Origin of the sequence: Maribellus comscasis (assembly GCF_009762775.1) — a bacterium.
Lineage (GTDB): Bacteria > Bacteroidota > Bacteroidia > Bacteroidales > Prolixibacteraceae > Draconibacterium > Draconibacterium comscasis.
Genome location: NZ_CP046401.1, coordinates 6463630 through 6476769, shown reverse-complemented (window position 1 = coordinate 6476769; position 13140 = coordinate 6463630). Strand labels below are relative to the sequence as shown.

The window sequence follows — 13140 nt, the reverse complement described above, 5'->3', positions numbered from 1 at the left end:
TTTTAGAGTAGTTGTTCATCCTGACTCTATACATCAGCTTTTTTTTAAAAGAAAAGCATAACTACCTGAACTAATCTTCAATACATGCCTCCCATCTTGGTAACCTACATATGTAACATCATCTGCATTTTCCAGCGTCGTTTCATTTTCAAATAATTTATCTTTTTTCGCTCCGGGAATGAAAACCGTTGCCGAGGTATTAAACGGAACTTCTACATTCATTGAAAAAATATCCGGTTGCTTTCTCCAATCAACGGCAATTTTTCCGCGCAAGGTTTCCGTGCTTGCTTTGGCATATGTTAATCCTTCAAGCAAATTTGGTTTAATGGTAAATGAGCTAAATGCCAAACAATTTGCCTTCTGCTGAATTCCGGCGATGTACTTGTAAAACCAGGCATCAATACTTCCCATCATTACATGATTTTTCGACTGCTTTAAGGTCCAGAATTCGCAGACCGTGGTATATTTTTCCATCATGCTATTCCAGCTGGGATATGTTTTTTGAGTAATAATATTCCATGCGACATCAGGCCGTCCCATTTGCGCGAGCGCTTCGGGCATGTATTTCGTTCCCAAAACACCGGTTGTCAGGTGGTTTTGATTATTAACTTCGATGTCGTGCACCAAATTCTCCAGTGCCTTTTGTTGCTCATTCTCAGGAACGATTCCCAGGAAAAGCGGGAAAGCATTCGCCATCTGGCTGCCGTTATTGTAATTTCCTGTTTCTGAGTGAAAATAATTTTGATTATAGGCTTGTTTAATTTTTCCAGCCTGGTTGGAAAAATATTTTTGATCCGAAGAATTTCCTAAAACTCCGGCTACCTTCGACAAAATCGTTGCGTTAAAATAATAAAACGCAGTTGGCACAGATTCAGGCTGGCCTTCTTTCCACCCTTCGACCAAACTCCCCCAGTCGCCAATCCACCCCGACGGCAAAATATAATCGGTTGCAAGGCTGTCGAGAAATTGCATGTAACGTTTCATGGTTGGATAATGCTCAGCCAGAATTTGTTTGTCATTATACCAGGTATAATATTGCCAAAGCATAATTATGTATGTACTGCTCCACTCAATACCTTCATCCCAAATATATGGTTGTGGCGAAATAATGGGAAGATCGCCCGTTTCTTTATCCTGATTGAGTTGAATTCCCCTGAACCAATTTTTAAAAAATCCAGCCATATCAAAATTAAACATGGCTTCTTCGGCGGTTACCTGAGCATCACCGAACCACCCAAGCCGCTCATCGCGCTGAGGGCAATCCATAGGATAACCAAGCATGTTACTTTTTTGAGACCAAACAGTTGCCCGATGAATTTTATTTACCAAAGAATCGCTGCATTCAAAATACCCAACTTGACGGTTATCGGAATGCACCACACAACCGGTAATTTCATCCAGATTTAACAAACCTTCCTCTGAGGAGACTTCCACATATTTAAACCCAAAATAAGTAAAATGCGGTTCATAAGTTTCCGTTCCTTCGCCTTTCAAAATATATTCAGCTGTTGCTTTAGCATGTTCGTTGCTGGTATCGTCAATTGTTCCATCCTCGTGAATATCTTCGGCAAAACGTATTTTAATTTTTGTCCCTTTTTCTCCACGAACTTTGACGCGTACCCAACCTGTAAAATTTTGGCCCATATCAAACGTTCGGGAATTGTTTTGGTTGCCTGAAATTTCCGTCGGTTGAATAGTTTGAGTCACTTTTATGGCTGGCATGTTTTGCGATTTCAACGAAATATTTCCAGGATGAAAAACACTCACTTTTTTCCACGATGAATCATCAAAACCCGCAGTTGCCCAGCCCGCTTTTTCCAGATTTGCGTCATAAATTTCACCATCGTAAATACAGTTAAATACTACCGGTCCATCAGAGCAGCTCCAGCTCTTGTCTGTTTTTATGGTTTCAACAGAACCATCGGCGTAACTGATTTCTATTTGGGCAAATGCCTTTTTAGGGCCAAACCACTGCATACGATATTGTTTCCACCACTTTTTATAAGGATTATGCCAACCGTTTCCCAAATGAATTCCAAAAGCATTTTTCCCTTCATGCAACAAATCTGTCACGTCATAGGTGCTGTAAAGAATCTCTTTATGGTATGGCGTTTTTGCCGGATCGAGCACATGATCTCCGACCCGCTTTCCATTGATAAAAAATTCATAAAATCCCACGCCGGTAACAAATGCTTTAGCCAACTTAATTTTACGAGGAAGCTCTACTTCCTTTCGCAATAAAAGCGACTGACCGGAATACTCAATCGCTTCTATTTCCGCTTTATTATTCTTTTCTTCAATTATAAAACCTTTTTCCAAAACCGTATCAACAGCATTTTCTTTCCCAATCCATTGAGCCTGCCAGTCACCATTTTGTAAAAAAGCCGTTTCGAAGGAATCAACCTGGCTTTCCAGCTTTGCGCCCCGATTATCCCAAACCACAGCTTTCCAATAATACTTCTGATTAGATTTTAACTTCGCGTTCTGAAGTTTGTGCTGAATGGTCTCAACAGATTTTGTTTTTTCAGAATCCCAAATATCAGCTTTGTTGTTTTCCAACATTTCTTTCGATGAAGCCAGTAATATCTGATAAGCCGTTTGTTCATGATTGCGTTCGGATGAAGAAATAACCCATGAAAAATGAGGCTGTTGCACATCGATGTTAATGGGTTGTACAATGTTTTCAACCAACATTTTCTCAAAAGAAAAACCTTTCTTTTGCTTTTCAGAACAGGCGAAAAACACGATAATAAAAACAAAAAAGATGAAAATATTTCTTTTCATTTTTCTTACAGTTACACAATTAAATCTTCCGACGAACGATTTGTCTCTTCTCCGCAGCTTTCTCTTATTCTGTTTATATCTTTTAATAGCTGCTGCGAGAATATAGCTATATCCGAACTATGCATAACAATATTCGCTCCTTCTTTTACCCATCTAATCTGCCTGTCGGGCGTTTCTGAAAAATGAATGCCAACAGCCACATTCCTCTCACGGCATCTTTGAATAACAAACTGAACCACTTTTTCAAATTCAGGATGGTCATATTGTTCGGGAATCCCCATACTCACGGATAAGTCGTGCGGACCAATAAAAACAGCATCTACTCCTGAAACATTTAGCAGCTCATCCAATTTTTCAAATGCCGGCATACTTTCAATATTAATAAGACAGATGTTGCCTTGATTGTAGTTGGCAAGATACTCCTTTAAATCAGGTTTTAATACCGCCGGACTTTCAAGCACCTCCTGTAATTTTTCTCCTTTTAATGGTCGGTATTTTAAAGCCCCGACCAGCTCTTTTACCTGTTGCCTGTTTTCAATATATGGGGCCAGGACTCCTTCAGCCCCGGCATCAATCATCTGACAAGCCAAAATCGGTTCGGGAGACGGAATCCGGACTATAGGTGCAATTCCTAAAGCAGAGTACAATTGGCATAAATTTGCAACTTCCATTCTTTCCAAAGGGATGTGCTCCGTATCAAGAAAAACAAAATCGAGTTTTGCATTTTTTGCGCCTTTACTCCAAAGTGGTGAAAAAGAGGATATACAAGTTCCGTATATATTATCTCCTCTTTTTATTTTAGCCAGCAGCAATTTTTTCATTTTTTCAGGTTTAAATTATTGTTGCCTGTTTTGCATCGGAGGAATTTCTAACGTGTAGTTCATTTTTTTAATTGTAAAAATTACATCTTTCAATTTCTTATCATCAGAGATAGTGCTATTTTGTTCCGAACACATTCTTCTTTATTAAAAGCCGTCTGCCACTTTATTTTTTTGACAATTTATCACTGATGTTTTTGGGATTTGGATTCATAAACAACAGCTAAGACCGATTTTTGAATTTCCTTAAAAAATGCTACTACAAAAAACAAATATCAGCCAGCGATATTTTTTAATAGCATAAAAGATTTCTACAAATCAATATACTATCAAAATAACGGGAGAAAGTCAACTTTTGCCTCACAATTGTTGGCTATTTTCAATACAATATTGACTTTTCTATTTTAATTTAGTTCTCAATATTTATTTCCACTTATGTAATTTTCCGGGAAAAAATTTAGGGGAAACGAACTAAAGATATTGTAATCTATTTAAAATCTTTTCGGTATTCTGATGGTGTTTTTTTCATTATCACCTTAAAATAATGATTAAAATTAGCCAGGTTATTATAACCGCATTCGTAGCAAATATGTGTGACAGGCTTATCTGTTTCAGCAAGTAATTTTGCAGCAATTCCTATTCGAACACTTTTTACATATTCCATAAAAGTCTGGCTGGTTTTCTTTTTAAAATACCTGCAAAAAGAGCTCGGTTCCATATAAACCAGTTTAGCGGCATCTTGCAGGTTTATACCTTCCTGTACATTCTGAAAAACATATTCGTATATTTTGTCTATTTGTTCCCGGTCTTTGTCGTAGGTATTTGGCATAGCAGAAGGAAGGGCCAGATATTCACGATCGTCAATCTTTAGCAAAAGACTAAAAACTTTTAACAATAAGATGTACCTTTCAAGGCCTTTTAGTTCAACCATTCTTTTAAGTGTGGCCGCAACCTTCTCTGTTTTGGGTCCTTTAAACAAAATACCACTGTGTGCTTTTTTTAACAAATCCACAACATCTTCCAATTCAGGGATATTAAAAAAATCAGAACTGATTATGTTTTCATAAAAATGGGTAACAACACATTCCGGATCAACATCCTTTTCATGTTCAAGAACCTCCCAGCAATGCGAAATATTGGGCCCCAGCAAAACCAAATCTCCGGATGTGTAACTTGAAATGTGATTTCCCACAATTCTTCGTCCCGAGCCTGCTGTAATTAAATTCAACTCATAATTTTTGTGAGAATGAATCTTTTCTGAGTCCGGATCCATCTTTAAACGTCGCGTAATAAACGAGTGCTTGTTGGGGACAAAAATTTTCTCGTATACAAATTCCACTGTAAATATTTTTAACCATAAAACGTAAATATAATACGAATGTTTTAATTTTAAGTCAAAATTCAATGTAAATAGAACAATATACAAGAAGCAAAATGCTCTTTTTACGACTTCCTTTGTATAAATTAATGAGCAATCAGATAACCAACTGAATTACTTACAATAACTCAACATTAATCAAATGAACATAGATCTACATGGGATAATTCCTCCAATTGTCACTCCGCTAAAAAACGAGAATGAAATTGATGAACAGGGATTGAAGCAACTTATCGAACACATAGTAGCCGGTGGAGTGCACGGAATATTTCTTTTGGGAACAACAGGAGAAGCGACAAGCTTAAGTTATCAAGTCCGAAAAGAATTTATTGAAAAAGCATGTTTGATAATCAATAATAGGGTACCTGTTGTGGTTGGTATTACAGATACCTCAGTAAGAGGTTCTCTTGAAATGGCTGCTGTTGCAAAAAAATCGGGAGCCGATGCTTTGGTAATTTCCACGCCTTATTATTTACCAATGTCACAACAGGAATTTGTAAATTACCTTAACTATCTTACTCCAAAACTACCTTTACCTTTTTTATTGTATAACATGCCAGGCTGTACCAAAATGCATATGTCGGTTGAAACAGTAAAAGCTGCCTACCAACTCGGTGCAATAGGTATTAAAGATAGCTCCGGAGACATGGGATACCTTTATGCACTTCAGGAAGCATTTAAAAACAATCCTGATTTTTCGGTCATATGCGGAACAGAACTATTTCTGCCCGAGTCGGTTACATTCGGAGGGAAAGGCGCAGTTCCAGGCGGAGCAAATATTTTTCCAAAAATATTTGTGAATTTATACGAAGCCGCTGTGAACAATGATTTAAATAAAATTTCAAAGCTTAGGGAAATTGTCATTCAAATTGAGAAAAAAATATATAATATTGGTAAAGACAATTCAAAATATATAAAAAGTATTAAATGTGCTTTGTCTGTGATAGGAATTTGTGATGATTTTGTTGCCCAGCCTTTTGAACGTTTTGAAAAAAAGGAGTGTGATTTATTGAGAACAAATTTACATGAATTGATTGAAACGTATCCGGAAATTAAGGCCGAATTTAATACCTTAAAAACTACATAATAAATGAATCTGCCACTAATTGACCTAATTGTATTTTTTATTATTACCGTTGGAAATGTTTTATTTGGAGCAAGCTTCTACTTTAAAAACAAAACATCAAGCCAGTTTACATCAGGTGGTGGTGCACTTCCTTCGTGGGTGGTGGGCATGTCTATTTTTGCAACTTTTGTAAGCAGCATAAGTTTTCTTGCACTACCGGGGAAAGCTTATATGAGCGACTGGAATGCTCTGGTTTTTAGTTTTGCCATTCCAATTGCTGCGATTTTAGCAGTAAAGTTTTTTGTTCCGCTATATCGAAATCTGGGAAGTATCTCGGCGTATAATTACCTGGAAGTAAGATTTGGTACCTGGGCACGAATTTATGCTTCAATCTGTTACATTTTAACTCAGCTAATGCGAACAGGAGCTATATTGTTGCTGTTGGCATTGCCGTTAAACGCTTTGTTTGGATGGAATATTAAAACAATAATTATAGTAACAGGAATTGCTGTAACGGCTTATTCTATGCTGGGAGGAATCCAGGCTGTGGTTTGGACCGATGCAATTCAGGGAATTATTCTTGTAGTTGGTGCAATTGCCTGTGCTGCCATCCTAACATTTTCTATGCCCGAAGGTCCGTCTCAGGTTTTTGAAATTGCTGCTGCCAATAATAAATTTAGTCTTGGTAGCTTCGGTGCAAGTGTTTCCGAATCCACTTTTTGGGTTGTACTTATTTACGGATTGTTTATCAATCTGCAGAATTACGGGATAGATCAAAATTTTGTACAACGTTATATGACAACCAGCACCGAAAAGAAGGCAAAATCGTCAGCTATGTTTGGTGCGTTGTTGTACTTACCTGTATCACTCATTTTCTTTTACATCGGAACAGCGCTTTACTCTTATTATACGGCTCAACCCGATTTGTTGCCTGCTGAACTAAAAGTTGCAGGTACCGGAGACAAAGTGTTTCCACATTTTATCGTTAACGGAATGCCACGCGGAATTACCGGACTTCTGATAGCAGCTATTTTTGCAGCCGGAATGAGTACCGTATCAACGAGTATTAACAGTACTGCCACCATTATTTTATCCGATTATTATCAGCGCTATTTCGAAAAAAATACAAACGATAAATCTGAAATGAAAGTGCTGTATATTTCCTCCATAGTTTTTGGTGCGCTTGGAGTTATTATTTCACTGTCGCTTGTTGGCGTTGAAAGTGTTTTGGATGCCTGGTGGTCACTTGCTTCTATTTTTAGCGGTGGTATGTTGGGTTTATTTCTACTGGCCTTTCTATCGAAAAAAGTCAATAATATGGATGCTGCAATCGGTGTAATAATAGGCGTTCTGGTAATCGTTTGGATGAGTTTATCTCCACTTTATTTTACGGAAGGAAATCTGCTGGCATTTAAGAGCCCGTTCCACAGCAATCTCACCATTGTTATCGGAACTTTGGTTATTTTCCTGACTGGTTTTATTTTAATGAAACTTTCTTCGGGAAAAAGAAAACACAACAGTAAACAAAAACAATCGTAATATGAAAACCTATTCATTTCTAATTGCATTCTTTATGGTTACAAGTCTTTCCGCACAACAACCGTTTAGCGGAAAGGATGCTATTGTAAAAGAAGAGTTTATCTATCAAAGTGGCGACGTATCTTTTCCAAGTTGTCATGCTTCAACAATAGAAAAGATGGAAGGAGGATTGATTGCATCGTGGTTTGGCGGAACCCATGAAAAACATCCTGACGTGGGAATTTGGATAAGTCGTTTTGTCAAAGGGAAATGGACAACTCCTATTGAAGTTGCCAACGGCATTCAGCATAAAACATTACGTTATCCCACATGGAATCCGGTTCTTTTTAATACGGGAAATGGAATCATTTTATTCTATAAGGAGGGTCCCAATCCACGTGAATGGTGGGGAGAATATGTTACTTCTTCTGATAACGGGAAAACATGGTCGCAACCGGTTCGGCTTCCGGAAGAGATTGTGGGACCAATAAAAAACAAACCGGTTTTGTTAAAAAACGGAGAGTTGTTATGCCCGTCAAGTTCCGAACATGATGGATGGAAAGTACACATGGAAATAACATCTGATTATGGAAAAACGTGGGAACGCTCCGAGAATTTGAAATTTACTGATAATATTGGAGCAATTCAACCATCCGTTCTTTTTCACGAGAACGGAAAACTGCAAATATTATGCAGAAGTCAGAATAAAATGATTGTATCAGCCTGGTCGGAGGATAATGGAAGGACCTGGACTAAATTAAAACCGACCTCTCTGCCAAACCCCAATTCAGGTACCGATGCGGTAACGTTGAAAGATGGCAGACATGTTTTAATTTATAATCATGTTGAACCATCAGAAAGCTGGGGAGACCGGAATATTTTGAATTTTGCTGTTTCGGAAGATGGTATTAACTGGAAAGCTGCCGTTCTTTTAGAAAATGACTCCGACAAAGATGGTGAATATTCTTATCCGGCGGTAATTCAAACAGAAGATGGACTGGTTCATATCACCTACACATGGAACAGAAAACTGATAAAACATGTAGTTATTGATCCGACCAAGCTGCAAACAAAAGCTTTAACAAATGGCGAATGGCCAAATCAATAATAATAGAAATTTTTAAGGTTTTTAATTAAATCGTATGAATTTAAAAGTCAGTTTTCACAATGAATATAAAACTGGCTTTTACGTATTGTTATAACGATAAAAAAACACAATAAAATGAAATTTTGGGGAACACTGATTTTTGTTTCAATTTTTATTTCCGGAATTGCTCAAAATAAACAGGAAGATCTGGTTCGTATTAAATACAACAATCCCGGTTTAATTACCGACTTGGGAGTTGGTTTGTGGGCCTGGCCCTTCCCTATGGATTTTGACAAAGACGGAGACCTTGATTTACTGATAAACTGTCCGGACAAACCTTTTAACGGCATTTGGTTTTTCGAGAACAAAACAGGAGGCAGCAACCCCATATTTAAAACACCAGTAAGACTCACGGAAAGCAAGCGCAACCTTCAAATTTCAAATATAGATGGTGAGCAAAAAGTAATGCTGCCAGGTGTTGCTTTTCCTGATTTTTTTAACAGTTATTTTGAAAAACCGGACACGCTTTTTAAAGAAAGCTTTTATCAGTCGATTGTTAAAAAACCCCGATTCAATTTATGGCGATATATCGACTTTGAAAAAGACGGCGACCTTGACTTTGTTATTGCAGTCGACGACTGGCAGGAATATGGCTGGGACAATGCCTTTAACGATAAAGGAGAGTGGACAAATGGTCCGCTGCACGGAACGGTTTACCTTGTTAAACAGGGTCGGCGTGGAAAATATGAAGCCCCAAAACCCGTGCTGGCAGATGGAAAAATTATTGATACCTATGGAATCTCGGGTGCCAACTTTGAAGATTTTGACGGCGATGGTGACTTGGATATTATTACAGCCGAATTTGTTGATCGTTTATCCTGGTTCGAGAATACAGGAACGCGGAAAAAACCGGAATATGCTGCAGGAAAATTTATAAAAGTCAACGGAGAAGTACTCCACCTCGATTTGGAAATGGTCGTTCCAAGTGCAATTGACTGGGATGGGAACGGTACCGTCGACCTGATTGTGGGAGAAGAAGATGGTCGTGTTGTTTTCTTAAAAAATACAGGCAAAAAAGATACTGATGGTCCGATATTCGAACCACCCGTTTATGTGCAACAGGAGCAACAATATTTAAAATTCGGGGCGCTGGTTACCCCCTACAGCGTTGATTGGGATGCAGATGGTGACGAAGACCTCATTTGCGGAAATACTGCCGGTTATATTGGGTTTATAGAAAACCTGGGCGGAGGTGAAACGCCCAAATGGGCTAAGCCCGTTTATTTGAAAGCTGACGGAGAAACCATCCTGATTCAGGCCGGAGAAAATGGCTCGATTCAGGGGCCGGCAGAGAGAAAATGGGGTTATACAACGCTGTCGGTAGCCGATTGGAATGATGATGGATTATTGGATATTATTTACAATTCAATTTGGGGAAAAGTAGCATGGTTCGAAAATATTGGCACAAAAGGAAATCCCAGGTTAGCAGCCTCAAAACCAGTTGAAGTTGAATGGAATGGTACCAATCCCAAACCTTCCTGGAACTGGTGGAGCCCTAAAGGTAAAAATCTGGCTACCCAGTGGAGAACAACGCCGCTGGCATACGACTGGAACGGCGACGGATGGATGGACCTGCTCATGCTTGACCATGAAGGCTATCTTGCGTTTTGGGAACGGTATTTTGAAAACGGACAGTTAAAATTAAAACCTGGAAAACGAATCTTTACAGGAAGAAGCAGCGAATTTACGAGATATTTTTCCAATGATGACAAAGGACTACTTCGACTAAATACACGCGAAGCCGGTGGCTCAGGCCGGCGAAAATTCTGTGTAGTTGACTGGGATCGCGATGGCAGGATTGATTTTCTTGTAAACAGCGATAACGTTAATTTTTTACGGAATGTAGGAGAAAAAGACGGATTGATAATTTTAGAAGATATGGGTACACTTTCAGAGATGGATTTGGCGGGGCATACAACCTCTCCCACTATTGTGGATTGGGACAAAAACGGAACGCCAGACCTGCTGATTGGAGCAGAAGATGGCCATTTCTATTATATGAAAAACAAAAACGATTAAGAATATCAAATCAAAATAAATATGAAAAATACAGGAAACCATTTTCAGAAAAAGGTTGTACTTACAAAACATGTTTTTTTGTTTTTATTTTTCGCATTTATTTCTTCCCTGAATTTTGCGCAAAAAACTACAGAAAAAACAACCAATGCAGAAAAATTGGGCTATCCAAAAGGAAAAGTTATTCTTTTGTTGCATTGCGATGATGCAGGTATGTGCGAAGAAGCCAACATTGCTGTTCAAAGTTATTCTTTAAAAAATCATATTCAATCGGCAGCTGTTATGATGCCTTGTCCAAATGCAGAAGAAATGGTTGAGTGGGCCAAAAAACATCCCAAAGCTGATATTGGGGTACATCTGACCTTAACCAGTGAATGGAAAAACTATCGTTGGGGACCGGTTTCAAAGTCATCAAAAGTCCCCGGTCTGGTTGATCCGGATGGAAAATTCTGGCATGAAGTTCCGGATGTGGTAATGCATGCCAGTGCCGAAGAAGTAAAGGCTGAAATCCGGGCACAGATTGACAAAATGATAAACATGGGCTATCAACCTTCGCATATCGATACGCATATGGGCACGCTTTATGGTTCAGCTGAATATGTAAAAGTTTTTCTTGAAACTGCGGAAGAATACAATATTCCGGCAAATGCCATAGATTTATCTGACAAAGAAGTTAGAGCATTTTATCAAAAAGCAGGCTACCCGATTACCGATGAAGTGGTTGACCTTCTGTCTGAATACAAACTTCCCAAACTCGACAACTTTGGCAGTGTACCTGAGGGAAAAACTTATGAAGAAAAAAGAGATAATTTTTTCCAACTCGTAAAATCATTAAAACCGGGGCTGACCGAAATTATTTTCCATCCGTCTATTGAAACTGAGAACTTGAAAAGTATTACAAATTCATGGCAACAACGCGTTTGGGAAGCTGAAATGTTTTCAGACCCGCGGGTGACACAATTTTTTCAGGATAATGATATTGTCCTTACAACCTGGACAGAAATCATGGAAAAATTTGAGAAATAATCATTAACTCTTCTCTTTATTATAAAACAGACGCATTGCTGACAAACCAAAAATATAAGTTGAATTTTTTCTAAAACTAATTCTTCAACTTTGCAATCATCAAAAAACTATTCCCGTCTTCTTTTAAGGTTTTACTGAATTGAACCAGTTTTTCCTTTTGTTCAACGAATTTTGTTTCTCTGTTTTTAAATGCCTCGGAATCGAGGTACTGTTTCATATCCATAGCTGTAACATCAACAAACATCAGTGAATCGTTGGAATAACGTGGTTTAAAATCAGGCCCGCCATTTAAATCATTTACAAATCCATATTCTTCACCTTTATTTTTAAAAGCGACTCCTTCTTTTGTCTTTTTATTGTAAAGTATACAGCCTTCTTCCATTTCTTCTTTACTTTTTGTTTTGTCCATGTGCGAACCGTAGCGAACAAATATGAAGTTTGCCGACTCATTCAATCCCACCCAGTAGCACTGTTTAGGCAATGGTTTCCCCGACATTTTTTCAGGAATTAAATCATCCGGGATTTTGCATTCCTTTAAATCCACCAAAACTTTTGGAACAATTTTATTTTCTTCATTGTAGGTATAAATCGTATCGTTATACCAGCCTTTCATGTGTAGTTTATTATTGGCAAGATAAAAATTGTTTCGTCCCCAATAAGAAACGGTAAAACTATTTTGCCCCTTCTTTTCCCAGAAGATATGATTTTGGATTGTTTGCAAAGTATCTCCTTTAGAGTTGGTTTCGATAAAAACAAAGGGTTCTGTTCCCAGGTGAGGTTCACTAAAACTGACGAATACACTATCATGAGCCCAAACCATCTGCAATCGATCGAATCCATCCAGTTTAATGGTGCTTACGTAATCACCTTCAAAGTTGTAAACCAAAATTTTCCGGGTCCAGTTGGTATGAATGTAAATCAGCTCTTTATTCTCATCAATAGAAAATACGCGCATCAAACCATATTCTTTAGGACCACGCCCTTCTGTGCCAATATGCCGGATAAATTTCCCTTTTCGGTCAAACTGGGTTAACAAGCGTGAACCGTTATGTTTCACAAAAATATACTCGCTGGTCAACCGGACATCCATAATGTTTCCAAGCATTGAATTCTGATTGTTTTCCAGTGTGACATATTCCACTTCTTCAGCGACTTCGGAAATGAGAATTTCCCGTTTATGTTTAATAATTCCGGCAAAACCGATGGTGTAAAATGTATCGGGTTTTATATTCTCAGCGGTTTCAATCTCAGGCTTCCCTTTACTTTCCGATTTGGTATTGCATGCGGTAACAACAATTAGCAATACAAATAATAATTGATTTTTATGACTCTTCATCTTTTGAAAGTTAGTTTGGATGGCCTCCTCCCTTCCCTGCCCGAAGATGCC

At 38.2% G+C, this 13140-nt stretch carries 9 protein-coding genes; 5 read left to right on the top strand and 4 right to left on the bottom strand.

Translation table 11 applies throughout. From position 1 onward, the window contains the following. Positions 1-33 precede the first annotated feature (33 nt). From GM418_RS26120 to GM418_RS26110, 3 genes are all read right to left on the bottom strand, one after another. Entirely contained in the window at positions 34-2784 is a 2751-nt protein-coding gene (locus tag GM418_RS26120) for an alpha-L-rhamnosidase (protein WP_158870452.1), read from the bottom strand. 11 nt (positions 2785-2795) lie between these two features. Beyond that, on the bottom strand, positions 2796-3605 hold the full coding sequence (locus GM418_RS26115) for an HpcH/HpaI aldolase family protein (RefSeq protein ID WP_158870450.1): 810 nt from the start codon (positions 3603-3605) through the stop codon (positions 2796-2798). A gap of 484 nt (positions 3606-4089) precedes the next feature. Further along, entirely contained in the window at positions 4090-4941 is an 852-nt protein-coding gene (locus GM418_RS26110; protein ID WP_158870448.1) for an AraC family transcriptional regulator, read from the bottom strand. Between the two features lie 181 nt (positions 4942-5122). On the opposite strand from GM418_RS26110, the gene GM418_RS26105 reads away from it, so the two are divergent. The 5 genes from GM418_RS26105 to GM418_RS26085 all read left to right on the top strand — a co-directional run bounded on the left by GM418_RS26105 (position 5123) and on the right by GM418_RS26085 (position 11753). Then, positions 5123-6067, top strand: a complete 945-nt coding sequence (locus tag GM418_RS26105; RefSeq protein WP_158870446.1) for a dihydrodipicolinate synthase family protein — start codon at positions 5123-5125, stop codon at positions 6065-6067. Positions 6068-6070: 3 nt separating this feature from the next. Further along, on the top strand, positions 6071-7585 hold the full coding sequence (locus GM418_RS26100) for a sodium:solute symporter family protein (RefSeq protein ID WP_158870444.1): 1515 nt from the start codon (positions 6071-6073) through the stop codon (positions 7583-7585). Between the two features lies 1 nt (position 7586). After that, the gene (locus GM418_RS26095; RefSeq protein ID WP_158870442.1) at positions 7587-8672 is read left to right on the top strand and encodes a sialidase family protein; all 1086 of its coding nucleotides are present in this window, start codon (positions 7587-7589) and stop codon (positions 8670-8672) included. A 114-nt stretch (positions 8673-8786) separates the two neighbouring features. Further along, on the top strand, positions 8787-10730 hold the full coding sequence (locus tag GM418_RS26090) for an FG-GAP repeat domain-containing protein (RefSeq protein WP_158870440.1): 1944 nt from the start codon (positions 8787-8789) through the stop codon (positions 10728-10730). Between the two features lie 21 nt (positions 10731-10751). Further along, entirely contained in the window at positions 10752-11753 is a 1002-nt protein-coding gene (locus tag GM418_RS26085) for a polysaccharide deacetylase family protein (RefSeq protein ID WP_158870438.1), read from the top strand. 76 nt (positions 11754-11829) lie between these two features. On the opposite strand, the gene GM418_RS26080 is transcribed toward GM418_RS26085, so the two are convergent. Next, positions 11830-13089, bottom strand: a complete 1260-nt coding sequence (locus GM418_RS26080) for a 6-bladed beta-propeller (protein ID WP_158870436.1) — start codon at positions 13087-13089, stop codon at positions 11830-11832. Positions 13090-13140 lie beyond the last annotated feature (51 nt).

Bases quoted from the DNA above. Each gene is read 5' to 3' on its own strand.
- GM418_RS26120 (WP_158870452.1), bottom strand. From the start codon at position 2,784: ATGAAAAGAAATATTTTCATCTTTTTTGTTTTTATTATCGTGTTTTTC.
- GM418_RS26115 (WP_158870450.1), bottom strand. From the start codon at position 3,605: ATGAAAAAATTGCTGCTGGCTAAAATAAAAAGAGGAGATAATATATAC.
- GM418_RS26105 (WP_158870446.1), top strand. From the start codon at position 5,123: ATGAACATAGATCTACATGGGATAATTCCTCCAATTGTCACTCCGCTA.
- GM418_RS26100 (WP_158870444.1), top strand. From the start codon at position 6,071: ATGAATCTGCCACTAATTGACCTAATTGTATTTTTTATTATTACCGTT.
- GM418_RS26095 (WP_158870442.1), top strand. From the start codon at position 7,587: ATGAAAACCTATTCATTTCTAATTGCATTCTTTATGGTTACAAGTCTT.
- GM418_RS26090 (WP_158870440.1), top strand. From the start codon at position 8,787: ATGAAATTTTGGGGAACACTGATTTTTGTTTCAATTTTTATTTCCGGA.
- GM418_RS26085 (WP_158870438.1), top strand. From the start codon at position 10,752: ATGAAAAATACAGGAAACCATTTTCAGAAAAAGGTTGTACTTACAAAA.
- GM418_RS26080 (WP_158870436.1), bottom strand. From the start codon at position 13,089: ATGAAGAGTCATAAAAATCAATTATTATTTGTATTGCTAATTGTTGTT.